The sequence below is a fragment of the Desulfonauticus sp. genome (assembly GCF_055126295.1).
In genome coordinates this window covers 71,084-96,934 of the sequence record NZ_JBSRHE010000001.1, presented here as the reverse complement: position 1 = coordinate 96,934, position 25,851 = coordinate 71,084, and the positions used below count along the sequence as shown (strand labels likewise).

General features: G+C 38.0%; 26 protein-coding genes. 14 read left to right on the top strand and 12 right to left on the bottom strand.

Features of this window, described 5'->3' with window-relative positions; translation table 11 throughout:
* Positions 1-17 precede the first annotated feature (17 nt).
* From ACTCIM_RS00455 to ACTCIM_RS00440, 4 genes are read left to right on the top strand one after another with little or no spacing between them, the layout of a single operon-like run.
* Positions 18-1,307 (top strand): phenylacetate--CoA ligase family protein, encoded by a 1,290-nt coding sequence (locus tag ACTCIM_RS00455; RefSeq protein ID WP_464279713.1) that lies wholly within the window; start codon positions 18-20, stop codon positions 1,305-1,307.
* 16 nt (positions 1,308-1,323) lie between these two features.
* A complete protein-coding gene (gene purE / locus ACTCIM_RS00450; protein WP_464279714.1) occupies positions 1,324-1,812 on the top strand; it encodes a 5-(carboxyamino)imidazole ribonucleotide mutase in 489 nt (162 codons plus the stop codon).
* A gap of 3 nt (positions 1,813-1,815) precedes the next feature.
* Entirely contained in the window at positions 1,816-2,442 is a 627-nt protein-coding gene (locus ACTCIM_RS00445; RefSeq protein WP_472313241.1) for a queuosine precursor transporter, read from the top strand.
* A gap of 1 nt (position 2,443) precedes the next feature.
* Positions 2,444-2,941 carry a DUF456 domain-containing protein gene (locus tag ACTCIM_RS00440; protein ID WP_472313239.1) on the top strand — a complete coding sequence of 166 codons (498 nt, stop codon included), beginning with the start codon at positions 2,444-2,446 and terminating at the stop codon, positions 2,939-2,941.
* Here the strand turns inward: ACTCIM_RS00440 and purD are convergent.
* Genes purD through ACTCIM_RS00405 form a run of 7 tightly spaced genes read right to left on the bottom strand, consistent with a single transcriptional unit; the run spans position 2,938 to position 9,592 of the window.
* Positions 2,938-4,212 carry a phosphoribosylamine--glycine ligase gene (gene purD, locus ACTCIM_RS00435; RefSeq protein ID WP_472313238.1) on the bottom strand — a complete coding sequence of 425 codons (1,275 nt, stop codon included), beginning with the start codon at positions 4,210-4,212 and terminating at the stop codon, positions 2,938-2,940. The genes ACTCIM_RS00440 and purD overlap by 4 nt on opposite strands.
* 11 nt (positions 4,213-4,223) lie before the next feature.
* Positions 4,224-5,024: a tetratricopeptide repeat protein gene (locus ACTCIM_RS00430; protein ID WP_472313237.1), complete on the bottom strand. Its 801-nt coding sequence runs from the start codon at positions 5,022-5,024 to the stop codon at positions 4,224-4,226.
* Between the two features lie 16 nt (positions 5,025-5,040).
* The gene (gene carA, locus ACTCIM_RS00425) at positions 5,041-6,150 is read right to left on the bottom strand and encodes a glutamine-hydrolyzing carbamoyl-phosphate synthase small subunit (protein ID WP_464279720.1); all 1,110 of its coding nucleotides are present in this window, start codon (positions 6,148-6,150) and stop codon (positions 5,041-5,043) included.
* Between the two features lie 3 nt (positions 6,151-6,153).
* Positions 6,154-6,912, bottom strand: coding sequence for a 3-deoxy-manno-octulosonate cytidylyltransferase (gene kdsB, locus ACTCIM_RS00420; protein WP_472313235.1), 759 nt, complete (start codon positions 6,910-6,912; stop codon positions 6,154-6,156).
* Complete coding sequence (locus ACTCIM_RS00415; protein ID WP_472313234.1) at positions 6,866-8,113, bottom strand: 3-deoxy-D-manno-octulosonic acid transferase; 1,248 nt, start codon at positions 8,111-8,113, stop codon at positions 6,866-6,868. Before ACTCIM_RS00415 ends, kdsB begins: the two co-directional genes overlap by 47 nt.
* Positions 8,114-8,118: 5 nt before the next feature.
* A complete protein-coding gene (locus ACTCIM_RS00410) occupies positions 8,119-9,015 on the bottom strand; it encodes a D-alanine--D-alanine ligase family protein (RefSeq protein ID WP_464279723.1) in 897 nt (298 codons plus the stop codon).
* Positions 8,981-9,592, bottom strand: coding sequence for an HD domain-containing protein (locus ACTCIM_RS00405; protein ID WP_472313233.1), 612 nt, complete (start codon positions 9,590-9,592; stop codon positions 8,981-8,983). Before ACTCIM_RS00405 ends, ACTCIM_RS00410 begins: the two co-directional genes overlap by 35 nt.
* Before the next feature lie 180 nt (positions 9,593-9,772).
* Between ACTCIM_RS00405 and ACTCIM_RS00400 the strand changes: the two genes are divergently transcribed.
* The 5 genes from ACTCIM_RS00400 to ACTCIM_RS00380 are packed head-to-tail and all read left to right on the top strand — an operon-like array spanning position 9,773 to position 14,692.
* Complete coding sequence (locus tag ACTCIM_RS00400) at positions 9,773-10,000, top strand: HypC/HybG/HupF family hydrogenase formation chaperone (protein WP_029967007.1); 228 nt, start codon at positions 9,773-9,775, stop codon at positions 9,998-10,000.
* Positions 9,987-11,069 (top strand): hydrogenase formation protein HypD, encoded by a 1,083-nt coding sequence (hypD, locus tag ACTCIM_RS00395; RefSeq protein WP_464279724.1) that lies wholly within the window; start codon positions 9,987-9,989, stop codon positions 11,067-11,069. Before ACTCIM_RS00400 ends, hypD begins: the two co-directional genes overlap by 14 nt.
* 16 nt (positions 11,070-11,085) lie before the next feature.
* Positions 11,086-12,090 carry a hydrogenase expression/formation protein HypE gene (gene hypE / locus ACTCIM_RS00390; protein WP_472313231.1) on the top strand — a complete coding sequence of 335 codons (1,005 nt, stop codon included), beginning with the start codon at positions 11,086-11,088 and terminating at the stop codon, positions 12,088-12,090.
* A gap of 20 nt (positions 12,091-12,110) precedes the next feature.
* Positions 12,111-13,844 carry a proline--tRNA ligase gene (locus ACTCIM_RS00385; protein WP_464279726.1) on the top strand — a complete coding sequence of 578 codons (1,734 nt, stop codon included), beginning with the start codon at positions 12,111-12,113 and terminating at the stop codon, positions 13,842-13,844.
* A complete protein-coding gene (locus tag ACTCIM_RS00380; RefSeq protein ID WP_472313230.1) occupies positions 13,844-14,692 on the top strand; it encodes a P-loop NTPase in 849 nt (282 codons plus the stop codon). The genes ACTCIM_RS00385 and ACTCIM_RS00380 overlap by 1 nt, the downstream gene beginning before the upstream one ends.
* Before the next feature lie 79 nt (positions 14,693-14,771).
* On the opposite strand, the gene ACTCIM_RS00375 is transcribed toward ACTCIM_RS00380, so the two are convergent.
* Together ACTCIM_RS00375 and crcB are read right to left on the bottom strand one after the other, a co-directional pair.
* Positions 14,772-15,971, bottom strand: coding sequence for a DUF190 domain-containing protein (locus ACTCIM_RS00375; protein WP_472313229.1), 1,200 nt, complete (start codon positions 15,969-15,971; stop codon positions 14,772-14,774).
* 13 nt (positions 15,972-15,984) lie between these two features.
* Complete coding sequence (crcB, locus tag ACTCIM_RS00370; RefSeq protein WP_472313228.1) at positions 15,985-16,359, bottom strand: fluoride efflux transporter CrcB; 375 nt, start codon at positions 16,357-16,359, stop codon at positions 15,985-15,987.
* 207 nt (positions 16,360-16,566) lie between these two features.
* On the opposite strand from crcB, the gene ACTCIM_RS00365 reads away from it, so the two are divergent.
* Positions 16,567-17,259 (top strand): M48 family metallopeptidase, encoded by a 693-nt coding sequence (locus ACTCIM_RS00365; protein ID WP_472313227.1) that lies wholly within the window; start codon positions 16,567-16,569, stop codon positions 17,257-17,259.
* Positions 17,260-17,282: 23 nt separating this feature from the next.
* Here ACTCIM_RS00365 and ACTCIM_RS00360 read toward each other — a convergent pair whose 3' ends face one another.
* Positions 17,283-18,164 carry an NAD(P)/FAD-dependent oxidoreductase gene (locus ACTCIM_RS00360; protein WP_472313226.1) on the bottom strand — a complete coding sequence of 294 codons (882 nt, stop codon included), beginning with the start codon at positions 18,162-18,164 and terminating at the stop codon, positions 17,283-17,285.
* 104 nt (positions 18,165-18,268) lie between these two features.
* Here ACTCIM_RS00360 and recD2 point away from each other — a divergent pair, with 104 nt between their 5' ends.
* From recD2 to ACTCIM_RS00340, 4 genes are read left to right on the top strand one after another with little or no spacing between them, the layout of a single operon-like run.
* Positions 18,269-20,437, top strand: coding sequence for an SF1B family DNA helicase RecD2 (gene recD2 / locus ACTCIM_RS00355; RefSeq protein WP_472313225.1), 2,169 nt, complete (start codon positions 18,269-18,271; stop codon positions 20,435-20,437).
* Positions 20,438-20,452: 15 nt separating this feature from the next.
* Positions 20,453-20,986, top strand: a complete 534-nt coding sequence (locus ACTCIM_RS00350; RefSeq protein ID WP_472313224.1) for a DUF4390 domain-containing protein — start codon at positions 20,453-20,455, stop codon at positions 20,984-20,986.
* 3 nt (positions 20,987-20,989) lie between these two features.
* A complete protein-coding gene (locus ACTCIM_RS00345) occupies positions 20,990-23,176 on the top strand; it encodes a sensor histidine kinase (protein WP_472313222.1) in 2,187 nt (728 codons plus the stop codon).
* Positions 23,177-23,186: 10 nt separating this feature from the next.
* Positions 23,187-24,542 (top strand): sigma-54-dependent transcriptional regulator, encoded by a 1,356-nt coding sequence (locus ACTCIM_RS00340; RefSeq protein WP_472313220.1) that lies wholly within the window; start codon positions 23,187-23,189, stop codon positions 24,540-24,542.
* On the opposite strand, the gene ACTCIM_RS00335 is transcribed toward ACTCIM_RS00340, so the two are convergent.
* A complete protein-coding gene (locus ACTCIM_RS00335) occupies positions 24,531-25,280 on the bottom strand; it encodes a purine nucleoside phosphorylase YfiH/LACC1 family protein (RefSeq protein ID WP_472313219.1) in 750 nt (249 codons plus the stop codon). The two genes, ACTCIM_RS00340 and ACTCIM_RS00335, sit on opposite strands and share 12 nt — an antisense overlap.
* Before the next feature lies 1 nt (position 25,281).
* Positions 25,282-25,851: a 5-formyltetrahydrofolate cyclo-ligase gene (locus ACTCIM_RS00330; protein WP_472313218.1), complete on the bottom strand. Its 570-nt coding sequence runs from the start codon at positions 25,849-25,851 to the stop codon at positions 25,282-25,284.

Sequence of the window (25,851 nt, the reverse complement as noted above, 5' to 3'; positions counted from 1 at the left end):
TATAAGGGGGAGGGAAAATGGATTTTTTGCATCCAGAGGAGCGTTTGTCTAGGGAGGAGATAGAGTCCTTACAGCTAATCAGGCTTCGCAAGGTCATAGAGGAAGCCAAAAAATCTCCTTTTTATTCCAGGAAACTAAAGGGAATTGAACCAGAGGATATTAAAGAATTAAGTGAGGTAAGCAAGCTTCCCTTTACCACTAAAGAAGATTTGCGAGAACATTACCCTCTGGGTTTCCTAACCAGGCCTGTTTCAGAAATGGTTCGCTTGCATGCTTCTTCTGGCACTACAGGTGCTCCTACTGCCATTTTATATACAGAAAATGATTTAAACACCTGGGCAGAGCTTATGGCCAGGTGTCTTTATATGGTAGGGGTAAGTAAGGAAGATGTATTTCAAAATATGAGTGGTTATGGCCTTTTTACAGGTGGCCTGGGCATTCATTACGGAGCAGAACGGTTAAAGTGTTTAACCATTCCAGCTGGAGCTGGTAATAGTAAACGCCAGATAAAATTGTTGCAGGATTTTAAAGTAAGTGTGGTGCACATTATTCCTTCTTATGCCCTGCATTTAAGCACTGTGTTTGCAGAATTGGGAATTGACCCCAGGTCGTTAAACTTGCGAATTTTTCTCATTGGAGCAGAGCCACATACAGAAGAGGCCAGAAAGAGAATCGAAGAAATTTACGGAGTAAAGGCCTATAATTCCTATGGACTTTCAGAGATGAATGGTCCTGGAGTGGCCTTTGAGTGTGTATATCAGGAGGGTATGCACCTTTGGGAAGATGCTTATCTGGCTGAAATTCTAAATCCCACTACCCTGGAGCCAGTGGTAGAAGGAGAAGTGGGAGAATTGGTCATGACCACTTTGACCAGAGAAGGTATGCCCCTTATTCGTTATAGGACCAAGGATTTGACCAGGTTCTTGCCTGGCAGGTGTTTGTGTGGCCGTGAGCATAGAAGAATCGATAGAATTACTGGCCGTGCTGATGATATGATTATCCTAAAGGGTGTTAACATTTATCCCATGCAAATAGAAAAGGTTTTGATGGCCAGAAAAGAAGTGGGACAAAATTATGTAATTGAACTCTATAAAGAGGGGCATTTGGACCAGATGCGAATTAAGGTGGAGATAAAGGATGAATATTTTGTAGAAGACATGCGTGTCTTAAAACAGTTACAACAAAGTATTGCCAAGAGTTTGCGAGAAGAAATTTTAATCACTCCCCGGGTAGAGTTGGTAGAGCACAATTCCTTGCCCAAATCCCAGGGTAAGGCTGTGCGGGTAATAGATTTGAGAGACAAGTAAAAATAAGGAGGAATTAATGCCAAAGGTAGCTATTTTTATGGGTAGTAAGTCAGACCTGGATAAGGTTAAGCCCTGTAGTCAGGTACTGGAGGAATTGGGTATTGATTATTTTATGACCATTACTTCTGCCCATAGAACCCCTGAAAGGACAGCAACCTTGATTAAAGAAATGGAAGAAAAGGGATGTGAAGTTTTTATCTGTGCTGCAGGCATGGCTGCCCATCTGGCAGGGGTGGTGGCTTCCAAGACTTTAAAACCTGTAATCGGTATTCCCATAAATGCCAGCTTAGGTGGACTGGATGCCCTTTTGTCCACTGTGCAGATGCCTCCTGGGTTTCCTGTAGCCACTGTGGCCATTGATAAGGCTGGAGCCAAAAATGCAGCCTGGCTGGCTGCCCAAATTCTGGCTTTAAAAGACGCCAATCTAGCTCAAAGGTTAAGAGAAGCTAGAGAAAAATTTGTCCAAGAAGTAGAAGAAGCAAGTAAGGAAGTGGAGGTAAAATAAAAGATGGAGAACAAAAATTTTGCCCTTATCTTACTCATCTCAGCTTTTACCGGTAGTCTGGTTATTTCCCAGGTTTTGGCCTCCAAGATTGTACTTTTGGGAGGATTGGTAGTTCCTGCAGGTGTGCTGGCCTATTCCATTACCTTTGTAGCTACAGATGTGATTAGTGAAATCTGGGGGAAGGATGTGGCCAAGCGAGTGGTTTGGGGTGGTTTTATTTCTGTATTAATTAGCTTACTTTTAATAAAAGGCGCTTTGCTTTTACCAGCAGCATCCTTTTGGCCTCATGAACAGGCCTTTAATACCATTTTGAGTTCAACTCCCAGGATTATTTTAGCTTCTTTTATTGCCTATTTGGTAAGTCAGGCTCACGATGTTTGGGCCTTTCATTTCTGGAAGGATAGGTTTCAGGGAAGACATCTCTGGTTTAGAAATAATCTCTCCACCATTGTCTCTCAGGTAATTGATACAGTTTTGTTTATAGGCATAGCTTTTTACGGTAGCATGCCCATTTTACCCATTATTGCTGGGCAGTTAATCATTAAATGGGGCATAGCTTTATTGGATACTCCTTTGGTCTATCTGTTGGTGAAAGTTTGTTCTTCTTTCAAAGAGGTAGAATCCTGTTAAAATGATTTATCTTTTTTTGTTTTTACTTATTGTTTTTTGGGCTCTTAATTTTTTTAGCCTGCCTGGTAACTGGCTTGTTTTAATTAGTCTGGGGATTTTTGATTACTTTAACGCCTCCTTTTCCGCTTCTTTAATGTGGTGGTTAGGACTTGTTTTTCTGGCCTTAAGCGGAGAAATTCTGGAGTGGTTGGGACAGTACTGGGGAGGTAAAAAGTACGGCCTTAGTGGCAAGGGTAATGTGGGAGCTATTATTGGGGCCATTGGAGGAGCTATTCTGGGAGCCCCTTTTTTCCTGGGCTTAGGTGCCATTATAGGTGGTTTGCTGGGAGCTTATCTGGGAGGCTTGTTTACTGAAAGGTTGAGTGGTAAATCCTGGGATGAATCCTTGCTGGCTGCCAAGGGTGCGGTTTTAGGTAAGTTTTTAGGTTTGTTGGTAAAACTTAGTCTGGGAATGGCCATTTTGGCTCTGGCCTTTCCCAGACTTTTGGCCTTGTCTTAAAGCTTGGCTATTCCTTTATCTCCAATATCTCGGCGATAACACATATTGTCAAAATAGATTTTATCCACTGCCTGGTAAGCCTTTTCCTTTGCTTCCATCAGGGTTTTACCCAGAGCTGTTACGCCTAAGACCCTTCCCCCAGAGGTGTAGTATTTACCATCTTTTTGAGTCGTTCCAGCGTGAAAAACCATAACTTCTGGGTCTTTTTCCACTTCTTCCAGGCCCTTTATCTCCATACCCTTGGGATACTTTCCAGGATAACCCTGGGCTGCCATTACCACACAAAGAGTGCTTTTGGGATTTATTTTTAGTTCTACTTTATCCAGCTCTCCCTTAACGCAGGCAAGCATTACTTCTACCAGGTCGTTTTCCAGGCGCATCAATAAAGGCTGGCATTCAGGGTCTCCAAAGCGTACATTGTATTCTAAGACTTTGGGACCTTCAGCAGTTAGCATAAGTCCTGCATAAAGAATTCCCTTAAAGGGATGACCAATTTCCGCCAGGTGCTCTATAATAGGTTTAATCACCATATCTCCTACTTTTTGCATGTCCTTATCCGGTAAAATAGGAGCAGGTGAGTAGGCACCCATTCCTCCAGTATTGGGGCCAGTATCCTTTTCTCCTATGCGCTTATGGTCCTGAGAAGAGGGCAGGTACTTAACCCTTTGTCCATCACAAAAGGCCAAAAAGGAAGCTTCTTCTCCTTGCAGGGCTTCTTCTATAACTACTCTTTTACCAGCAGCTCCAAAAATCTTTTCTTCCATTATTTGTTGAAGGGTAGTGTTTGCCTCTTCCAGGTTTTGGGCAATAACCACTCCTTTACCTGCAGCCAGGCCATCTGCTTTTATAACTACTGGAAAAGATTTGTTTTTTATATAAGCAAGAGCTTCTTGGTAGTCTTCAAACACTTCAAAAGCAGCAGTAGGGACACTGGTTTTGTGCATAATTTTTTTGGCAAAGGCCTTGCTTCCTTCCAGTTGAGCAGCAAAGGCCCCTGGGCCAAAACAGTCTATACCCACTTCTTCTAGGGCGTTTTTAAGACCCAGAACTAAAGGTAGTTCTGGTCCTACAACCACTAAATTAATTTTCTTTTCCTGGGCGAACTTAACTAGCTCAGGGATGTTATCTGCTTCTATGGGTACATTTTTTCCGTGTTTTTCTGTACCTCCGTTTCCTGGGGTAATGTATAGTTCTTTTACTAAGGGACTCTTAGCAATTTTCCAGGCAAGGGCGTGTTCTCTTCCTCCAGAACCCACTAAGAGTATGCGCATTTATTTCCTCCTTATTTAATTTTTTTATTGATAAATTTTAGCATCTTAGCTGCAGCATCAAAATTGGGGTTGATTTGCAGGGCCTTTTCTACAATTTCTTTGGCTTTGGCCAGGTCCTTTTCATCTAAATAAACTCTAGCCAGATTAAAGTAGAGATATTCATCTTGGGGATTGAGCTTTAAGGCGTGGTGGTAAGCCTTTTTGGCCTCCTCAAAACGCTTTAGTTTTCTCAGAGCAATGCCCAGTCGGTTAAAGACATGAATGGAGGTGGGGTCTTCTCTATAAGCCATTTTTAAATATTTTAAAGAAGAATCATAGGCTTCTGCTTCCAGGAGCTGGTCGCTTATTTCTATCTTGAGTTGAGTATCTTCCTGGAACTGCTTTATTAACTCATCATAAACCCCTTCTGCTTCCTTTACTTTTTTTTCCTTTAAGTAATTTTTAGCTTTGCTCAGTTCTTCTTTTTTCTTTCTTTCCAGAGCAGCTAGTTGTTCTTGGGCTACTTCTGTTATGCCTTCCTGCAGTAGTTCTAAAATCTCTTTAAACTTTTCCAGGAGTTGTTTTTCCTCTCCTGGCTTGTATTCCACTAAAAGAGGATAGACTTCTCTTAGTTTGGGGTTTTGGTTTAAATAATAAAGATTTTTTTCAATGAGTTCTGCCAATTCTTTTTTTTCGTTATTCATTAAAGGCTCTTTAAGAAAGGTTAAAACTCCCTCGTAAAAGGCCTGGGTGGCTGCCAGGACTTTATTTTGTTTTAAAAGAGAGTGGATGGAATTTAATTTTCGCCTGGCCTGGGTTAAATTGGCACTCATTTTTTCTTTCCTTTGTTTAATGGTTTGCTACTAAATCATAAAAACGAGCAAAAAAGGTCTGGCAGTCATGAGGACCTGGCCCTGCTTCTGGATGATGTTGTACTGCCATAATGGGCTTACTTTTGTGTTTAAATCCTTCCAAGGTGTTATCATTTAAATTTATGTGGGTTACTTCTAAAAAGTCCAATTTACTTATATCTACACAAAAACCATGGTTTTGGGAAGAGATTTCAATATGACCGGTAGCTAATTCTTTTACTGGATGATTTAAGGCGTGATGTCCAAACTTTAATTTATAACACTTTCCTCCTAAAGCTAAGCCTAAAATTTGATGACCAAGACAGATACCTGCTGTAGGATAGTGTTCTATTATTTTTTGAGTGGTAGCAATTATATCTGTAAGTGGTTCTGGATCTCCAGGCCCATTGGATAAGAAGACCGCTTTGGGATTTAGTTGTTTAACCTGTTCAAAGGTAGTGGTGGCAGGTACTACCAGAACTTCAAAGCCATAGGTTTGCAGTAAACGCAAAATGCTCCATTTTACTCCAAAATCAAAAACCACCAAGGGTAAGCCCTTGTTTTGCCATTTAAACTGGGTAAAGCTAACAGGTACGGGTTTATTTTCAAAGAGGTAGGGTTGTTTACAACTGACCTTATAGGCTAAGGCCTGACCCTGCATGGGAGGAAGTTTTTGCGCCTTTTCCTGGAGGCTTTTGGGATTTAAGTCTTCAGTAGAAATCATTGCCCGCATAGCACCATGTATTCGAATATGTCTGGTTAAGGCTCTGGTATCTATGCCTTCAAGGCCCAATACTTTTTGTTCTTTTAGGTATTGAGGTAAACTTTTACTTGCACGCCAGTTAGAAGGTTTTTTTACACATTCTTTAACTACAAAGGCATTTACCTGAATTTTTTCTGATTCCACATCTTCTTCATTTACGCCATAGTTCCCTATGTGGGGATAGGTCATACAGACGATCTGTCCCAGATAGGAGGGATCTGTGAGTACCTCCTGATAACCAGTCATGCCAGTATTAAAGATTACTTCTCCTCCTATTTCGCCCTGGCCTGTAAAGGATTTTCCTTCAAAAACAGTTCCATCTTCTAGAACCAATAAGGCCTTCATAGTTTATTCTCCTTTTTCTTGGTTAGTTTTCATTAAGGTTATAACCTTTTGCAAGTCTTCTGGAGTATCCACTCCAAAGGAAGAGTGCTGGGTCAAGTGAACAAAGATTTTATAACCATTTTCTAATAGTCTTAATTGCTCTAAACCTTCTACTTTTTCCAGAAAGCTTTGCTTTAAGCTTGTAAAAATTTTTAAATACGCAAATCTATAGGCATAAAGTCCTATATGACCAAGATAAAGTTTATTTTCTTCCCTGGGATAGGGAATTAAAGACCTGGAAAAATAAAGGGCATTGTTGTTTTTATCTATTACTACTTTTACCACATTGGGATTTTTGGCTTCTTCCAAGGTAATATTTCTGGCCAAAGTGGTTATATTTACTTCTGGATTCTTAAAGGGAGTCAACAGTTCCTCTAACATGGCAGGATGTAAGAGAGGCTCATCACCTTGAATATTTACCACTATGGATTTAGAATCTATATTTAACTTCTGAGCTGCTTCTAATATCCTATCTGTACCGCTTTTGTGGGTGTTAGCAGTCATAACTACAGGAACATTTAATTCCTGAGCCTTTTGGGCAATGAGTTCATGGTCGGTAGCCAGAATGATATTTTGAAATAGAGGGCATTTTTTAGCCTGCTTGTAGACATGAAAAAACATGGGCTTGCCCAGGATATCAGCTAAAGCTTTTCCAGGAAAACGGGTAGAGCCGTACCTAGCTGGAATAAAAGCGTAACAGGGGGGCAAGTTGTTTAAGGACAAGATTAAGACCTCCTTTTTGCAAAGCCAGGATTTCTTTGGCTTGAAGATAAATTTTTTTTCTATTTTCTTTTTGAGGCCTTAATAAGGCCTGCAAAAGTTCTTTTTCATCTTTGACCCTGAGAACTAATTGGGCAGCAAAAAGCTCTTCTCCTACCCAGAGAAAATTGTCCAGATAGGGCCCAACAAAGGGTATTATACCCTGGGCCAGGGGTTCCAGGAAATTTTGTCCACCTAGAGGCTGCAAACTCCCGCCTACAAAAGCCCTTTTGGCCAGAGCGTAAGCAAAGCCAAGCTCGCCAATTTTATCCCAGAGAATTATTTCTCCTGTTTTTACCTGCCGGGTGAGTTGGCTGCGAAGGATGTATTTAAAGTCTTTTAGTTTATTTTGCCAGTAAGGGATTCTTTCCATGTGTCTGGGAAAAAGGGCAATTATGGCCTGGGGTGCAGCTTGCAGATAGTTTTGAATGAGCCAGAAAATTTGTTCCTCTTCTTCTTTGCGTACAGAGCCCAAAACCAAAATATTTTTCTGGGGAGGAAAATAGCGGGATAAGGGATTTTTTACATAATCCAGAGGCTCTGTGTTTAAATCCAGAAGCTCAAATTTAAGGTTGGGTATGGTGGTAATTTGGCTCTGGGGGAAAAGGGTTTTAAAACGCAAACTGTCTTTAGGAGAAATAGCCAGAATAAGATCTGGAAAAAGGGGAGCCAGGGATTTTTGGGCAAAAAGATAGTGACTAAAGGTTTTGGAGCGCATGCGCCCATTGATAATGGCAAAGGGAATTTTTTGTTTTTTTAGTTGATAAAAAAAGCTGGGCCATATTTCTGTTTCCAAAATAAGTACCAATTTGGGTTTAAGGGCTTTCAGGAACTTTTTTTGCCACTTTGAACTATCTAAAGGAAAATAGACTATTTGGTGCAAGTTGTTAGCCTGGGAGAGAATGTCTTTTCCCTGTTTGGTATTGGTGGAAATGGTGATTTTAAGGCCTGGATACTGGTCGAGAAGTTTTTCTGCTACTAACAGGGCTAATTTGCTTTCTCCTACAGAAGCTGCCTGAATTAAGATGTCTGTAGGCAGGGGTTTTTTTTGTAGACACTTTTCTTTCCAGCCTGTACGCACTCTGGGAGAAATAAAGGCTAGGGGATAGAGGTAGTTGCTCAAAAAAAAATAGGTGGACAGTAAAGGAGTAGTTTTTATTGGCATAAAATCTAGTTTTTCTTTTTTAAACCCAATTCTATTAATTTTTTTATCAGGTCAGGAAAATCAAGCCCTATGGCCAGGGCTTCCTGGGGTAGCAAACTTGTAGGAGTCATACCAGGTAAGGTATTTACCTCCAGAATGTATAGTTTTTTGTCTTTAGTATAAATAAAGTCTGTGCGGCTATAATCTTTTAATCCCAAAAGCTTGTGAACCTGCAGGGCTGTTTCTTGAAGTTTTTGGGTTAGTTCTGGCTCTATGGGCGCTGGGCAGATTTCTTCAGCTCCATTTTGCTCGTATTTGCTCTTGTAATCAAAGAAAAATGATTTTTTTGGCCGTATGAGTACTGGAGGCAGGGCCTCTTTATCCAATACTCCACAGGTAAGCTCTATACCTTCTACATATTCTTCTATTAAATACTCCACTTCTGGATTTAGAGAGAGCTGTTTTAAGTCTTTTTCCTCCTGAATAATGGTCAGGTCAATGCTAGAGCCACCCAGGTTGGGCTTTATTACCAGGGGAAATGGGCCAGGATAGGAGCAAGAACTCATACTGGTTTTGTACAGGGTCCATGGGGGAGTTAGGAGATTGTGGCTTTTAAAGATTTGCTTGCTTAAGGCCTTGTTTAAGGCCAGGTAAGAACCTAAGGGACCAGATCCCTGGTAGGGGATGTGAAAGTGATCCAGTAGGGCCTGTAAACTGCCATCTTCTCCTGGAAGGCCATGTAAATTTAAAAATACAAAATCGTGACCTTTGGCTAGCTTTAGAAAGTGATCATAATCTGGAGTAAGATCCCATAAAGTCGCCTCATAACCCAGTTTTTCCATGGCTTCTTTTATCTTTTGGGCACCAGTCAAGGAGACTTCTCTTTCGCTAGACCAACCGCCGGCAACTAAAAGGATACGCATTGAGATCTACTCCTAAGATTTGGTTTAGTTGGTTTTCAATAGCTAGAGCCTGTTCTTTGGACCTTTGAATCATGGCTCTTTTTTCCTTAGAAGTGCCATAACGCTTAAAAAGATCCTGAAAACGAGTTTCAATGGAGACCACTTGGGTGTGTTTTACCCTTTTATCACTGTAAATAATGATTAAAGGTAAGGGAAATTTTTGTAAGTCCACTTCTCCTGGCCAGAACACATGGTGAATCACGCCCTGGGCCAAAGCTGGATTAAAATAGTGGTTTAGAACCAGACTTGCCCCAAGCTGGCTGTGAGCCCCTCCATGGACAATGGTATAGTGTTTTCCCAGGTCATGTAAAAGACCTGCAGCTAAAAAAAGCTCTGGCTTAAGTTTCCAGCCTTTTTTTTGGAGCAAAAAGGCGATTTGTTCTGCAATACTTCCCACCCAGAGGGAGTGTTTTTGGATGTGTTTGGGCATTAAATATTCTTTCCAAAGAGAAACACATTCCTTAAAGCAGGGTATGGGCCAGAGAGGATTGTAAGTAAAGGCTGTAAGTTTTGTTTGCATTTTTTTTGATTTGCTCATTAAATCTTCTATTCTTTAAACTTTTTTCTTTTGGCTGTAAACTCTGAAAATACTTTTCCTTTGAAAAGCCAAGGAATTTAGGATATTGGGTACTAAGTGGGGATGAGAAATTGTTTTCTAGATTGACACCAATAATCGAACCCTTTAACAAGAAGGGAAAATTTTTCAGAGGAGGGCAGCATGTGTTTAGCTGTGCCTATGGAGGTTAAGTCCATAGTGGGAGACGAAGCAGAAGTAGAAGTGGGTGGAGTAAAAAATAAGGTTCGTTTGGATATTATAGATGAAAGGCCAGAAGTGGGGGATTTTGTCATTGTCCATGCGGGTTTTGCCATAAGACGCCTGGATAGAGAAGAAGCTTTGGAAACCTTAAAACTTTTTGAAAAGGGGTTAAACATTGAACTTACTTAATCAGTTTAAGGATGCCAAGCTGTGTAAGCAAGTTTTGGCTGAGCTAACAGCTGAACTAAAAGCGCCTTTCAGGTTTATGGAAGTGTGTGGCACGCACACTGTAGCTATTTTTCAGTCTGGATTGCGTTCTTTGTTTCCAGAAAACCTCATTCACGTTTCTGGGCCAGGTTGCCCGGTGTGTGTAACCCATGAAAAAGAAGTGGCTCTGTTTTTTGAATTGGCTAAAAAAGATGTCATTCTGGCTACTTTTGGGGATTTAATGCGTGTGCCAGGCCCGGATAAAAAGAGTTTAAAGGACCTGCAGGCAGAAGGAGCTAAGATAAAAGTGGTTTATTCGCCCTTTGATGCCTTGACTCTGGCCAGGGAAAACCCTCTGGCCAAAGTGGTTTTTATCGGGGTGGGGTTTGAAACCACAGCACCTACTATTGCAGCCACTTTAAAAATAGCCAAAAAGGAAAAGGTGAAAAACTTTTTTGTCCTCTGTTTACACAAGCTGGTCCCCCCGGCCTTAAGGGCGCTGGTGGTAGATCCCCAGTTAAAGGTAGAAGGCTTTTTATTACCTGGGCATGTTTCTGCCATTATTGGCGTAAAACCCTATCTTTTTTTGGCTAAGGAATATTCCATACCAGCAGTGATTGGAGGCTTTGAGCCTCTGGATATTCTTCAGGCCCTTTATCTTTTGGTTAAGATGAAAAATGAAGGTAAGGCTGAGATAATAAATAGTTATAAGCGAGTGGTAAAAACAGAAGGAAATGTAAAGGCTCAAGAGGTGTTAGCAGAGGTGTTTCAGCCCTGTGCTGCACTCTGGCGAGGTATTGGCGAGATTCCAGAAAGTGGCCTTCAATTAAGGGAAAAATATGCAGACTTTGATGCCTTTCAGGTCTTTGATTTGCAGTTTCCTGAGGTTCCTCCCCTTAAAGGGTGTAAGTGTGGGGAGGTTTTAAAAGGGCTTATTCGTCCTGATGAATGTCCTTTGTTTAAAAAGGTCTGCACTCCGCAGCATCCAGTAGGACCTTGTATGGTTTCCACTGAAGGCTCCTGTGCTGCTTATTATAAATATTCTCTCTAATTCTAGGAGATAGGTTATGTCAAAATTGCTTTTGGATTATGGAAGTGGAGGTAAGGCTTCCCAGCGTTTAATCAAGGATATTTTTGTCAAATACTTTAGCAATCCTTATCTGGATAAGTTAGATGATGCTGCTTTTTTACAGGAGATAAAGCCACCTCTGGCCATGAGTACTGATTCTTATACTGTAGATCCCATTATTTTCCCTGGAGGAGATATTGGTTCTCTGGCTGTGCATGGCACGGTTAATGATGTGGCCATGCTAGGGGCTAAACCTAAGTTTTTAAGTTGTGCCTTTATTTTAGAAGAAGGTCTGGAATTGGACCTTCTGGAGACCATTGTGAAGTCCATGGCTGAAGCTGCCAAAAAGGCTGAAGTCTTTTTAGTAACAGGAGACACCAAAGTAGTGCCCAAAGGGGCTGTGGATAAGATTTTTATCAATACCACTGGTATTGGAGAAGTATTGGTAGACCCTGCTCCTGCAGGTAGTAGGGCTAGACCTGGGGATGTGGTGATTGTAAGTGGAACTATAGGTGATCATGGCTTGACCATTCTTTCTAAAAGGCAGGGTATTTCCTTTGAAACCGAGATTAAAAGTGATTCTGCCCCACTTAACTTGCTTATTGAAAAATTGGTCAAAAATATTCCAGAAGTGCATGTATTAAGAGATCCCACCCGGGGAGGATTAGCTACTACTTTAAATGAGATTGCTGGTCAGTCCCAGGTAGGTATTTTTATAGAAGAAGACAGTATTCCCATAAGAGAAGAGGTAAAAGGAGGGTGCTCCTTTTTGGGATTGGATCCTCTTTATTTGGCCAATGAAGGCAAACTTATTTTGATTTTACCTCAAAAATATCAAGAACAGGCTCTGGAAATTTTAAAGGCTGATACTTTGGGACAGGATGCTACTGTTATTGGAGAAGTAAAAGAAGAGTATGCAGGCAAGGTGGTCTTAAAGACAGGCCTTGGTGGCAATAGACTTCTGGATATGCTGGAAGGGGAGCAGTTGCCCCGTATTTGTTAAATTTAGCTGGAGGATGAATAATGTATTGGTCTAGATATTATATTCCCACTTTAAAGGAAGACCCTGCAGAAGCAGAAGTTATAAGTCATAAGCTTTTGCTTAGAGCAGGAATGATTAGAAAACTTACTTCTGGAATTTATACTTATTTGCCTTTGGGCTTGCGTTCTTTACAGAAGATTTCTCAGATTATTCGAGAGGAAATGGAGCGCTTTGGAGCTATTGAAATCTTAATGCCTAGTGTACAACCTGGAGAACTCTGGCAGGAATCTGGACGCTGGAATGCTTATGGCAAGGAACTGCTTCGATTTAAGGACAGGCACGAGAGAGACTATTGCCTTGGCCCTACTCATGAAGAAGTGGTTACAGATTTGATTCGAGGCGAGGTAAAATCCTATAGGCAACTTCCTTTAAATCTCTATCAGATTCAGACCAAGTTTAGAGATGAAATTAGGCCTCGTTTTGGACTTATGCGAGGCAGAGAATTTATCATGAAGGATGGCTATTCCTTTGACAAAGACGACGAAGGAGCTAACAAGAGCTACGAAAACATGTATGAGGCTTATTCCAGTATATTTTCTAGACTGGGATTAAAGTTTAGAGCAGTGGAAGCAGATACGGGCCAGATTGGGGGAAACTTTTCCCATGAGTTTATGGTTTTGGCCAATACAGGAGAAGATACCATCGCTATTTGCTCTGATTGTTCCTATGCAGCCAATCTGGAAAAGGCAGAAGTAAAGTTAGAAAAGCAAGAAAATAAACAGGGCAAGGTGGCAGAACTGGAAGAGGTGCTCACTCCCAACCAACATACCGTAGAAGAGGTGGCCAAGTTTTTAAAGGTGCCAGCTCAAAAGATTTTAAAGACTTTGCTTTATAGGGTAGATGATAGAAAAGTGGCTGTTTTAATTCGGGGCGATAGGGAGTTAAATGAAGTAAAATTAAAAAACAAATTAAAAGCCCAGGAAATTCGTCTGGCCACTCCTGCAGAAGTGGAAGAATGGTCCAAAGCACCTGTGGGATTTGCTGGACCTGTAGGTTTAGAAGTGGATGAACTTTATGCTGATCTGGAAGTGGCTTTGGATAGTGATTATGTAATTGGAGCCAATAAAAAAGATACCCATTTTAAACATTTTGACCCTCAACGGGATGCCAGAATTAAGGAATACCTAGATCTTAGAAATGTAGTTGAGGGTGATAAGTGCCCTCGTTGTGGTGGAAACCTTAGCCTTACCAAAGGAATAGAAGTAGGACATATCTTTAAACTGGGCACCAAGTATAGTGAAGCGCTGCGGGCGACCTTTTTGGATGAAAATGGTAAAGAAAAACCAATGATTATGGGTTGTTATGGTATAGGGGTAAGTAGAGTTCTGGCTGCCTGTATAGAACAAAACCATGATGAAAATGGAATTATTTTCCCAACTCCCATTGCTCCCTTTGATTGTTTGATTATTGCTTTAAATCCAAAGGAAAGCAGAGTTCTGGCTTTGGCTGAAGATATTTACAGGGATTTAAAAGGTAAAAAACTGGATTGTTTGCTGGATGATAGAGATGAAAGGCCTGGATTTAAGTTTAAAGATGGGGATTTAATAGGGATTCCTTTGCAAGTAATTGTGGGGGCAAAAGGTATTGAGCGAGGTATTGTAGAAGTAAAACTTAGAAATACAGGAGAAAAAATAGAAGTACCCATTGCTAAAGCCAGTGAAGAAATAGAAGCTATTTATAGAAAACTAGAAAAGAGTTATGAAGGGAGGAAATAATGGCTGAAGAAAAGTGTTCTAGCTGTGCTAAAAAGGATAAGTGCCTTTCTGGTCAGGAAAAAGAAGATAAAATTAAAAAGGTATTATGTAGAATTAAACATAAAATAGTAGTGCTTTCAGGTAAAGGTGGAGTTGGTAAAAGTACTGTTGCCGTAAATCTGGCAGTAGGATTGGCCTTAAAGGGTAAAAAAGTTGGGTTATTGGATGTAGATGTACATGGTCCCTCTGTACCCAGGTTGCTTAGTTTGCAGGGCACTCAACCACATGTGGAAAAGGGATTTATGGAACCTGTGCCCTGGGGCAAGAATTTGTGGGTGATGTCTCTGGGCTTTTTACTACCTTCTCAATATGAGGCTGTTATCTGGCGTGGGCCAGTAAAAATTGGGCTTATTCGTCAGTTTTTAGAGGATGTTACCTGGGGTGATTTGGATTACTTGATTGTGGATTGCCCTCCGGGAACAGGGGACGAGCCTTTAAGTGTAATGCAGCTTTTGGGAAATGACTCCTATGCTGTGATTGTAACCACTCCCCAGGGCGTAGCCATAGATGATGTACGCAGGTCTATTACCTTTTGTGTGCAACTGGGCAATCCCATTTTGGGGATTGTGGAAAACATGAGTGGCTTTGTTTGCCCCAAATGTGGAGAAAAAGTGGATATTTTTAGTGAAGGTGGAGGAGAAAAATTGGCTCAGGAAATGAAAGTGCCTTTTATAACCAAAATCCCTCTGGACCCAGAGATTGTAAGGGCAGGGGAGGAAGGTTATGTGTACATCAAGACCAAACCTGAAAGTGAAGCAGCAAAAGCTTTGGAAAACCTGTTAACCAGAGCTTTGGAACTGGATAGTTAGAATTTGTTAAAAAATAAGAAAAATAAAAAGCGCTGTTTTTTTAGCAGCGCTTTTTATTTTAAATAGGTAAGTTGGTTTTTTAGAGCAATTTATTCAAGATGTTATCTCTTTCTACAACTCCTTGAAATTTTTTTTCTTCATCCATAACAATAAGTCTCTTTATTCCCTTATCTTTAAAAATATGAATAATTGTCCCCAAATTTTCTTCTGGCAAGACAGATATAAAATCTGTGCGCATTATATCTTTTAAATATTTTTCTTTATCCAGGGAGCCAAAAATATTTTTTAACCTATTTAACAAATTGGAGCTGTCATCTATAAAGTATTTTATAAGGTCAGAATCAAAAACAACTCCTTTTATTTCTTTTTTCTCATTTAGACATACACCCATTTTAAGGGGAGATTTAAGGATGTCAGCAATAGCCTTTTCTATTTTTTCCTCTGGACTGAAAGTAGGTAGGTCCAAGGTAGCCAGTTCTTTGGCAGTTGTACCACTTTTTAAGGACAGGTTTAAACTGCTTTTAGGAGAGGTATAGTGGGCTAGGTAGCTCAAGATATCAGTCCTGGTTATTAGACCTAGAAGTTCAAAATTGGAATTAACAATGGGCAATCTTTTTATTTTATTCTCAAACATAAAGTGTAAAATTTTATCCAGCTTCCATTGAGGATAACCTACTTTTACTTTTCTTTGCATCAGGTCTTTGGCTGTTAAGGATAGTTTTTGCTTTTCTACCATGTATTGTATTTCTTTGTTTAAATCTTCATAAGTTAAGTTTATTTTTAGCTTTAAATCTATTTTTTCTAAAATATCCTTTCCAGTGATAACTCCTTGTAAGGTTTTATCTTTTATTACTGGCAAAAATTTTACTTTATTTTTTAGGATAAGATTAAGAATGCTATTTAAATTTTCATTTTCTTCTACACTTATTAATTTTTTAATCATTATGTCTTTTGCTAGTATAGGAAAATGATAAGATTTTTCTATATCCAGAAGCACAATTGTCCCTTCTTTAAAAAAAGTTTTTATTATTTCTAAAAAAGAAAATATTTTATTTTCTTCATCTATAATTTCAATGATTATAGGTAAGTCTTCTGATAAACGCAGTATGTTAGTGGTATGAATGTAAGAATTGGAGCCAAATCCAGCTATACCCCTAATGACAGTAGCTCCTTTTAGGTTATGTTCTTTAGCTAAATTAAGGATATATTCATATAAATTTTTGTTTTTATACTTGTCTGATTCTCCAAGATAGATACGGAGCATTTTAAAAGAAGACATTGTTATCCCCTTATTAAATTAATCTGGCTAGGATAATTCCTAAAAAAAGAAAAATAAATCCTAAAATGGTTTGCCCTAAAAAGTTTAAGGTTAAGAATAACCATTCCTGATTTTTGGTTAGCTGGAAACACTCAAAAATAAACGAAGAAAAGGTGGTAAAGGCACCCATAAAACCAACTAAGAGTATGGTTTTTAATTCTGAAGAAATAAATACTTTTTTATCTGCCAGTTCAAAAATAAAACCAAAAAGAAAACAACCCAGGATATTTACTATAAAAGTTCCATAGGGAAAGGGAGGGTGGAGAAAGCGATAAACTACTCCTGACAGGAAATACCGACTAAGAGCTCCTAAACCGCCAGCAAAAAAGATGAAGCCAAGTTTTTGCATGGGAAGAATTTAAAAAGAATGAGGTTAAAAGTCAAAAGGTTCTAAGTTAAAATAAATTGAATTTTTTATGTAAAGTAAGTAGGTATTCGTTTGTTGGGTTGATTAAAAATCAGGAGATAGAAAAATGGCTAAAAAATATATGGGTTAAAAGGCTAGATTGTTGGTTTTTTATTTACAAGATAAGATATAAAGCAAGAGTTTTTTAAAGTGAATTTGATAATTAAAGATATAAAAGTTTTAATTTTAAAAAAGAATATAAAAAACATTTATTTAAGCATTTTACCTCCAGATGGAAAGGTAAGAGTATCAGCTCCTAAAAATGTTTCTGAGGATTTTATAAAGTCTTTTGTGCTTAGTAAATATAAGTTGATAAAAAAGAATATAGAAAAAATCAAACATCAAGAAATAAAAACAAAAGAATATGTTTCTAACGAGGTTCATTATTTTAAAGGTAAAAAATATATTTTAAAGCTAAAAGATGCTAAAAGAAGTAGAATAGAGATAGTTGATAAAAAACACATATATTTTTATGTTCCTTCAAATTATACCTTGGAGCAAAAACAAAAATATTATGAAAATTGGTTAAGGAAGGAATTAAAAAAAGAGTTAGAAAGGGTAGTACCTAAATGGGAAAAGATAATTGGAGTAAAAGCAAGAGAAGTAAGAATAAAAAAGATGAAAACCAGGTGGGGAAGTTGTAATTTTTATGCCAGAAGGATCTGGATTAATTTAGAGTTAATAAAAAGGCCTCTCGAACATTTAGAATATGTAATAGTCCATGAGTTAGTTCATTTTCTGGAAAAAAGCCATAATAAACGTTTTAAATCCCTTCTGGACTTATTTTTACCCCAGTGGAGATTGTATAAACAAGAATTAAATCAGTCTATTTTAGACTATTAAGGGGTTAATCTCCTTAAATATAGTTATTTTTTATTTTTCAAATAAGTTAGGGCTGATTTTCCAGCAATAGCCCCTTCTCCTACAGCCACGCTTATTTGTAAAAATCTACCCACACAATCTCCAGCCGCAAATACCCCTGGAATATTGGTTTTTTGTTCGCAATCTGCTTCAATAAAATTACCCTTAGTAATTAACCCCAGAGAATAGGCAAAATCAAGGGAACTGGCTTCACCCATAGCTATAAATAAGCCTGCTACTTCCTGACTTTGTCCATTGGAGAAATTGACCTTTTCCAGGGTCTCTTTACCTTCCAGAGATTCTATTTTTTCTTGTAAGATTTCAATGTTGTGTTTTTTTAGCTTTTCCAAAAAATTTTCAGGGATGTTTAAGTCTTTTCCCTGGGTGCAAAGGCTTACAAAGGGAGTATATTCCAGAAGCTCAAGGGCCTGGTTGGCAGCAAAGGCCCCTTCACCTACAACCATTACCTTTTGATTTTTAAAGAAATATCCATCACAACTTACGCAATAGGAGACTCCTTTGCCTTCATATTCCTTTAGATTTTTGATGCCAGGCCTTATTCTGCTTACTCCTGTAGCTAGAATGATAGTCTGGCTTGAGTAGAGGTTAGTGGTTGTTTTTACTTCAAAAAACTTTTCTTGCTGATGAATGGCTACAACCTTTTCACACTTTATAGTTGCTCCAAATTTTTCTGCCTGTCTTATTCCACGGGCAATTAGGTCTTTGCCCAGAATGGGCTCAGGAAAGCCAAAATAATTGTCAATGACATATTCTCCTGCTACTTTGGGATTACAGCCTAAAACCAAAGTTTTGGCTCCGCCTCTACTGGTATAAATGGCTGCAGACAAGCCTGCTGGACCAGAGCCTATGATAATAACTTCATGCATATTGCACTCCTTGAAGGTGAAAATTTTCCCTCTTTTTAATCTTGTTTTTAAGCATAGTTAAAGGTAAAATACAAGACTTATAGAAAAATAACAATAGGTGGTTCATGGAAGTTTTAAAGGGAGAAGTAAAAAAGATCTTTTTTTATTCTCAGGACAATGGATATACTGCCTTTCTTTTTCATTTAAAAGAAGAGAATATTACTGCTTGTGGGTATTTGGGGGAGTTGTATCCTGGAGAAGAGCTGGAACTAAAGGGGAAGTGGAAAAATCATCCTAAGTATGGACGGCAGTTTTGGGTAGAAGAAGCAGTGCGCAAAGAACTTGTAAGTTTGGAAGGAATCAAGGGATTTTTAACCTCCAATTTAATTAAAGGAATTGGGGAAAAAACAGGAGAAAAGTTAATAGAAGCCTTTGGTAGTAGGGTTTTAGAGGTGCTTGATGATTCACCAGAAGAACTTTTGCAAATAGAGGGAATTGGTCCTAAAAAGCTAGAGCAAATTGTAAGTTCCTGGAAGAGCCAGCAAAATCTTCGTAATCTGGTACTTTTTCTCCAGTCACATGGGATTTCTACAGGCTATGTGCAAAAAATTATCAATAAGTATGGTCAAGAAGCCATTGCTAAAATTAAGCAAAATCCCTACACCCTGGCCAAAGATATTCGGGGAATTGGTTTTAAACGAGCTGATAGTATGGCCCTGAAATTAGGGCTTAGTAAAGACTCTTTTTTTCGTCTGGAAGCAGGAGTTTTTTATTTACTAAAAGAGTTGGCTGAAAAGGGAAATCTTTTTTACCCTCAGGAAGAATTAGTAGAATTACTAAAGGATCTTTTAGAAGTAGAAGAAGAAGTAATTTTATCTGCTTTGGAAGAAATGGCAGCTCAAAAGAAAATTTTTATCCTGGATTTAAAGGAGCAGGGGCTAAAAAAGGCTGTTTATTTAAGTTATTTTTATTCCCTGGAACAAGAACTTGCTTCTAGAATCTATCATTTGGCTACCTTTCCTTTACCGAACATTCAGTTAAAGAATTTGGAAGAAAAGATAAAAAAAGTAGAACAGGAACAAAAGATAAATTTGACTCCAGAGCAAAGAGAAGCTGTAAGGTTAGCCTTGGAAAACAAAGTATTCATTCTCACCGGAGGTCCTGGTACAGGTAAAACCACTATTACTAAAATTATAGTAAAGCTTTTTCAAACCCAGGATTATAAAATTAAACTTTGTGCACCTACTGGCAGAGCTGCTAAGAGGCTGGAAGAGTCCACTTATTTCCCGGCCAGCACCATTCATCGTTTACTTAAGGCTAAACCTGAAGGTGGATTTGAGCTGGGAGAAGAAAACAAACTAAAGGCTGAAGTGGTTATTGTGGACGAGGTTTCCATGCTTGATGCGCCGTTATTTTTGGCTTTACTCAGGGCTTTGCCTCTTACCTGTCGATTGATTTTAATTGGGGATATCAATCAGTTGCCTGCTATTGGGCCGGGCAATGTATTAAGTGACCTTTTAGAAAGTGAAACCATTGCCAGCAAAAGACTAACTTCGATTTTCAGACAAGCTAAAGAAAGTTTTATTGTGCTCAATGCCCACCGCATTAATGAAGGCAAATTACCCCTTAAAAGTAAACTCGAGGCTCCTTATTCTGATTTTTTTTGGATAGAAAAAGAAGATCCTGTGGCCAGCAAAGAGTTAGTCCTTAAAATGGTCAGTGAAAGGATTCCTAAAATCTATGGTTTTGATCCCAAAAAAGAGGTACAGGTTTTAACTCCTATGCATAAAGGCGAATTGGGGACCATAAGTTTAAATCAGGCTTTGCAAGCCAGGTTAAATTCTGGTAAAAACAAAAGAATAAAAAGAGGGCAAATTTATTTTTCTGAAGGGGATAGGGTTATTCAGCTAGCCAATAATTACGAAAAACAGGTTTTTAATGGGGATTTGGGATTTATTACCCGGGTTTGGCCAGAAGAAGGTAGTCTGGAAGTGGATTTTGATGGACAAAAAGTACTCTACTCTAGAGAAGACCTGGAGGAACTTAGTCTGGCCTATGCTGTAAGTATTCACAAATCTCAAGGAAGTGAATTTCCTGTAATCGTAATGGTCTTGGCAACCCAGCACTTTGTGCTTTTACAAAGGAATTTGATTTATACTGGCTTAACCAGAGCGCGTAAACTAGCTGTTTTAATAGGGTCTAAAAAAGCCTTATTTATTGGATTAAATAAAAAAGGTCTGGATAAGCGATATACTAACCTCAGGTTTATTTTGCAAAAGTTATTTAATAATTAAAGTTGAGGGTAAAATATGAAAAATATTTTTCTATTTTTATTAATGTACTTTGTTTTTATTGGTAATAGTTTAGCTTTTGAAATATATAATTTAAGTATTGACAATTTAAATGGAAATATAAATTTAGATTTTCAGATTAATTTAAATGAACAGGATATTTTAAATAAATATGTAGATTTGGGAGATAGTATTTTTATTGATATTAAAGTTGAAGTAGTTAAAAGTAAAATATTATTTTTTGATTCAAAAATTTCAGAAAAAAAAGTAAATATAGTTATAAAAAAAGACATGATAAAAAATGAATATGTTTTAATAAAAGATGGAATAAAAAGAAATTATTCTAATTTTACTACTTTAGTTAATTCAATTAAAGTTTTTAAACTAAGTCTAGGTCCCTGGTATAAAATAGATAAAGGGTTTACCTACAAAGTAATAGTGGAAACAGAAATAACCGCTAGAAAAATACCTAACTGGTTAAAAAAGATTTTATTTTTCTGGAATTTTAATTTAAGTGGTCCTTATTACTATGAAATGGAAATTAATTATTAATCTATGTTAAAAAAGATAGAAGTAAATCCTAAAGATACTAAAGAAAGAAAGCGAAGACAGAGGGAGTTATTTGCTGCTGTTGGAGGTGTTTTTTTAATTCTAGGTCTTACCTGGGTAGAATTAAAGTTTTTTGGAGTAAACTCCTATCTTTTCTTAGCTCTGTTTAATCTTAATTTAATTTTACTGTTAGTAGTACTTTTTTTAGTTATTCGTAATGTATTTAGATTACTTATAGAAAGAAGAAGAAAGGTTTTAGGTTCTAAACTAAGAACCAGGTTAGTTCTAGTCTTTTTTTCTCTTTCTGTTATTCCTACCCTGCTAATGTTTTTTATTGCTGTGCGTTTGGTGCAAACTTCTGTAGATTTCTGGTTTCAAACCCAAATAGAGACCTCTTTAGATAAATCTTTAGAAGTAGCCCAGACTTTTTATAGTTCTTCTCAAAAAAGATTACAAAAAATTGCCGGCTTACTTGTAGATCAAATACGGGAACAAGAATTTTTATGGGGCGGTAAAGGAATGGACCGCTTTTTAGTATTAAAGCAAAAAGAATATGGATTGAGTTTGGTTGGGGTGCTTACTCCTCAAGGAAGAGAGCAAAATTGGCATGCTAACGCATCCTGGGATAAGTTTTGGCCTAAAATCAAAGCAGAAGTATTTGAGCGAAAAAAGGATTTAGAACCTACTTATTTTACAGCCATTTATCCTGCTGAAGATGGGGATTTGATGGTGGGTATCTGGCCTGTAGATAAGGGTAAAACAGGATATTTAGTGGTAGGCGAGACCCTGGAGCAGGGTTTGTGGTTAAAACTAGACTATATAGCCAAGGGTTTGGAAGAATATAAGAATTTAAAGAGCCTAAAGCAGCCCATTAAGGCTGGTCTTTATACTACTTTGGGGATTATGACTCTGGTGATTATTTTTGGCTCTACCTGGTTTGGTTTTAAGCTTTCCAGAGAGATTTCAGCGCCTGTTCAGGCTCTGGCCATTGGTACTCAACGCATAGCTAGGGGGGACCTGGATGTCTTTTTAGAGGACAGTGCAGATGATGAACTTGGCTTATTGGTGCGTTCCTTTAACTCCATGGCCAGGGATTTGCGTAAAAGCCAGGAAAATCTCAATGAAGTGAACAGGCGTTTGGCTCAAAAAAATTTAGAACTGGCTAGTCAAAATAGTTATATTCAGGCAGTTTTAAATAATATTACCGCAGGGGTAATTTCTTTAAATTCAAGAGGAGAAATTAGTACAGTAAATAAAGCTGCAGAAAATATTTTAGACCTATCCAAGGAGCAGGTTATAGGCAAAAGACCCTGGGAATTGTTAAGTGCTGATTATAGAGAGTTGTTTTCTGAAGTCTGGGAGCAATTAAACAATTTCCCTTCTTCTCAATGGCAAAGACAGATGGATCTGGAAATAAATAATAGAGTTGTTAAACTTCTGGTTAGTGCAGTTAAGTTAAAAGAAGTTGGGGAAATGGGTGGTATTGTGGTTGTGTTTGAAGATATTTCTGAACTGGAAAAGATGCAAAGGCTTGCTGCCTGGAAAGAAGTTGCCAGAAGAATTGCCCATGAGATTAAAAATCCCCTTACTCCTATTAAACTTTCTGCCCAGAGGTTGCAGAAGAAATTTTTAACTCAAATAGAAGATAAGGCCTTTTATGAGTGTACCAGCTTGATTATTCGGCAGGTAGATCACTTACAGGAACTGGTTAAAGACTTTTCCAGTTTTGCGAAGCTTCCAGAAGTAAATTTACGCAAAGACTATCTCGTTCCCTTGCTGGAAGAAATTCTGGAAGACTTTAAAAATACTTATAGAGATATAAATTGGGAATTTTCTTGTAAAACAGAAATTCCTCCTTTTAGGTTTGATAGAGAAGCCCTTAAAAGGGTATTTATAAATATTTATTTAAATGCTGTAGAAGCTTTAAGTGAAAGCAAAGAAAAGATGATTAGTACAGAAGTCTTTTTTGAACAGGCCCTGGATAAGGTGTTCATAGAAATAAAGGATACAGGTCCTGGCATGTCTGTGGAAGAAAGAAGTAGAATTTTTGAACCTTATTTTTCCAAGAAAAAAGGTGGTACAGGCTTGGGACTGGCTATTGTAAAGACAATTATTAATGACCATCATGGTTATATAAGGGTCAGAGAAAATACTCCTAAGGGAAGTATTTTTGTCCTAGAGCTTCCTGTATAGTGAGGAAAAGATGTATAGGATATTGATTATAGATGATGAAGAAGACATTCGCTTTTCTCTAAGAGGTATTTTAGAAGACGAAGGATATGAAGTTCTGGAGGCAGAAAGTGGCGAAGAAGGGTTAACCAAATTAAAAGATTGTGATTTTGTTTTTTTGGATATCTGGTTGCCGGGTAAAGATGGCCTGGAGATTTTACAGGAGATTTTAAAGTTTAATTCAGACTTACCTGTGGTAATGATTTCTGGACATGGAACCATTGAAACAGCAGTAAAAGCCATAAAGCTGGGTGCTTATGATTTTATTGAAAAGCCTTTATCTCTGGAAAAGGTGCTTTTGGTCGTGCAAAAGGGGCTGGAGATAGGGAGGCTTAGAAAGGAAAATAGGGAACTAAGGGCTAAAATCAGTGCTTCCAGGGTCCAGGAAATTACTGGAAAATCCCCTAAAATTCGTCAACTCAAAAAATTGATTGCCCAGGTAGCCCCTACTGATACCTGGGTTTTGATTACTGGTGAGAATGGCACAGGAAAAGAGATCGTGGCCAGGTCCATTCATAATCAAAGTAAAAGAGCCAATTATCCTTTGATAGCGGTCAATTGTGCAGCTATTCCAGAAGAACTCATAGAATCAGAACTTTTTGGGCATGAAAAAGGTGCCTTTACCGGTGCCTTAGAAGCTAAGAAAGGTAAGTTTGAACTGGCGCATAAAGGCACTTTGTTTTTAGATGAAATAGGAGATATGAGCCTTAAGACTCAGGCCAAAATCTTACGCATTTTACAGGAACAGTGTTTTGAAAGAGTGGGGGGGAGTAAGACAATTCAAGTGGATGTCAGGGTTATTGCTGCTACCAACAAAGATCTGGAAGCAGAAATAAAAAAGGGGAATTTTAGGCAGGACTTATATTTTCGCTTAAAGGTGTTTCCCCTAGAAGTTCCTCCTTTACGAGAAAGAAAAGAAGATATCCCGCTTTTAATAGAAGAGTTTGTAAATTTTCTCAGTCAAGAGCATAATTTTAAGCCCCTGAAATTTTCTAGTGAAGCCCTGTCTCTGTTGCAGGAATATTCCTGGCCTGGAAATGTAAGAGAACTTAAAAACTTTATTGAAAGGATGTATATTTTATATGCTGGGAAAATAGTTGGTTCAGAAGATTTGCCTGGAGAAATAAGAGGAAGTAGTTCTTTTCAGGAGCAGGATTTTTGGGAAGCATTTCCTGCTGATTTTAAAGAAGCGAGAAGTAATTTTGAAAGGTTATTTTTAGAGAAAAGTTTACAAAAATTTAAAGGCAATATTTCTGAGATGTCCAGAAATATAGGTCTGGAAAGAACTTATTTGTATAGAAAACTAAAGAATTATAATTTAATCGACTAATACTATAAAGTTTCCCAGTCTCCCACAATTTTTATTTCGTCTATAAGAAAAAAATAAGTGGATATTACATCTGGTGCATATGTCCAGGGAAAAAATATTTTCTTCAGGAATGCCTGTGCTTTTTATTTGTTCTTGGGTAAGTTGCCAGAGATTTATTTTTTCTTCAGGACTAAAATATGGCCAGAACTCCTGTGGCCAGTAATCTTTATAGTTTTTAAATTCTGCACAACAGGGCCCCAGACTTGGTCCTCTTACCACCAGAACATCTTGGGGAGAGAGTTTAAAATTTTGAATAAAAAATTTTAGGCCATTTTGGGGAAAATTTAGGGTATTTCCTCGCCAACCACAGTGTAAGGCTCCAATAAATTTTTGCTTTTTATCTGTAAAAAAGATGGGCTGACAATCAGCAGTTTTAATGAATAAACCTGTTTTGGACTGAGTAGTAAAAAGGCCGTCTCCCTCTAGCTCAGGGCCAGAAAAAAAGTCTTCCCTTTGTTGGGTAAAAAGGTGAATTTTATCTCCATGTACTTGTTTTAACTCCAGCCAGTATTTTAACTGAAGAGTATTTTTTACTGACCTGCGATTGGACAGGACATCCTGGGAGTCATCTCCTACTTCTAAGGATAGGTTGAGCGAGGAATAATTGTTTTTACTTTGGCCTCCTATTCTGGTGCCAAAGTAAACTTTTACTTTGTTTAAATTAGGAAATTGAAAGCTTAAAAAAACTGGATTTTTCATTTTAAAAAATTCCTTTTTCAGTAATAATTACATCTACAGGCATATCCCATTTATCTTTAGGTAGTTTATTTACAATTTGAAAGTGATAGGCAAGACCTATTTTGAGAGTTGATTTAAAATCATCTTTAGCTAAAAGTCTATCATAGTATCCTCCTCCATATCCAAGCCTATACCTATTCCAGTCAAAACCTACTCCTGGTAAAAATATAATCCTGGGAGGAGTACCTAAATAGGGAGTGCATATATCTGTACGGGGTTCTGGTATATTGAATTTACCAGTTTGAAGTTGTTTTTTATCTTCCAGTTTATAAAAATGCATTAGTCCAAATTCTTCTTTACAACAGGGTAAAAAAACTTCAATCTTATTTTTCCAATAATTTTCAATTAAATACCAGGTATTGACTTCCTTTCTTATTGGAAGATAAAGAAAAACTCTTTCTGAAGAAGAAAGAGGGAAATATTTTAAAACTAAGTTGGTAATGGATTTGCTTTTTTCTGCTACTTGAGAAGGAAGTAGCTGGTTTCTCTTGGCGAGCAAAAGGGTGCGTAAATCTTTTTTTATTTTATCCAT

Coding starts and splice junctions, on each gene's coding strand:
- ACTCIM_RS00455 (WP_464279713.1), top strand. CDS start 18: ATGGATTTTTTGCATCCAGAGGAGCGTTTGTCTAGGGAGGAGATAGAG.
- purE (WP_464279714.1), top strand. CDS start 1,324: ATGCCAAAGGTAGCTATTTTTATGGGTAGTAAGTCAGACCTGGATAAG.
- ACTCIM_RS00445 (WP_472313241.1), top strand. CDS start 1,816: ATGGAGAACAAAAATTTTGCCCTTATCTTACTCATCTCAGCTTTTACC.
- ACTCIM_RS00440 (WP_472313239.1), top strand. CDS start 2,444: ATGATTTATCTTTTTTTGTTTTTACTTATTGTTTTTTGGGCTCTTAAT.
- purD (WP_472313238.1), bottom strand. CDS start 4,212: ATGCGCATACTCTTAGTGGGTTCTGGAGGAAGAGAACACGCCCTTGCC.
- ACTCIM_RS00430 (WP_472313237.1), bottom strand. CDS start 5,024: ATGAGTGCCAATTTAACCCAGGCCAGGCGAAAATTAAATTCCATCCAC.
- carA (WP_464279720.1), bottom strand. CDS start 6,150: ATGAAGGCCTTATTGGTTCTAGAAGATGGAACTGTTTTTGAAGGAAAA.
- ACTCIM_RS00415 (WP_472313234.1), bottom strand. CDS start 8,113: ATGCCAATAAAAACTACTCCTTTACTGTCCACCTATTTTTTTTTGAGC.
- ACTCIM_RS00410 (WP_464279723.1), bottom strand. CDS start 9,015: ATGCGTATCCTTTTAGTTGCCGGCGGTTGGTCTAGCGAAAGAGAAGTC.
- ACTCIM_RS00405 (WP_472313233.1), bottom strand. CDS start 9,592: ATGAGCAAATCAAAAAAAATGCAAACAAAACTTACAGCCTTTACTTAC.
- ACTCIM_RS00400 (WP_029967007.1), top strand. CDS start 9,773: ATGTGTTTAGCTGTGCCTATGGAGGTTAAGTCCATAGTGGGAGACGAA.
- hypE (WP_472313231.1), top strand. CDS start 11,086: ATGTCAAAATTGCTTTTGGATTATGGAAGTGGAGGTAAGGCTTCCCAG.
- ACTCIM_RS00385 (WP_464279726.1), top strand. CDS start 12,111: ATGTATTGGTCTAGATATTATATTCCCACTTTAAAGGAAGACCCTGCA.
- ACTCIM_RS00380 (WP_472313230.1), top strand. CDS start 13,844: ATGGCTGAAGAAAAGTGTTCTAGCTGTGCTAAAAAGGATAAGTGCCTT.
- ACTCIM_RS00375 (WP_472313229.1), bottom strand. CDS start 15,971: ATGTCTTCTTTTAAAATGCTCCGTATCTATCTTGGAGAATCAGACAAG.
- crcB (WP_472313228.1), bottom strand. CDS start 16,359: ATGCAAAAACTTGGCTTCATCTTTTTTGCTGGCGGTTTAGGAGCTCTT.
- ACTCIM_RS00360 (WP_472313226.1), bottom strand. CDS start 18,164: ATGCATGAAGTTATTATCATAGGCTCTGGTCCAGCAGGCTTGTCTGCA.
- recD2 (WP_472313225.1), top strand. CDS start 18,269: ATGGAAGTTTTAAAGGGAGAAGTAAAAAAGATCTTTTTTTATTCTCAG.
- ACTCIM_RS00350 (WP_472313224.1), top strand. CDS start 20,453: ATGAAAAATATTTTTCTATTTTTATTAATGTACTTTGTTTTTATTGGT.
- ACTCIM_RS00345 (WP_472313222.1), top strand. CDS start 20,990: ATGTTAAAAAAGATAGAAGTAAATCCTAAAGATACTAAAGAAAGAAAG.
- ACTCIM_RS00340 (WP_472313220.1), top strand. CDS start 23,187: ATGTATAGGATATTGATTATAGATGATGAAGAAGACATTCGCTTTTCT.
- ACTCIM_RS00335 (WP_472313219.1), bottom strand. CDS start 25,280: ATGAAAAATCCAGTTTTTTTAAGCTTTCAATTTCCTAATTTAAACAAA.
- ACTCIM_RS00330 (WP_472313218.1), bottom strand. CDS start 25,851: ATGGATAAAATAAAAAAAGATTTACGCACCCTTTTGCTCGCCAAGAGA.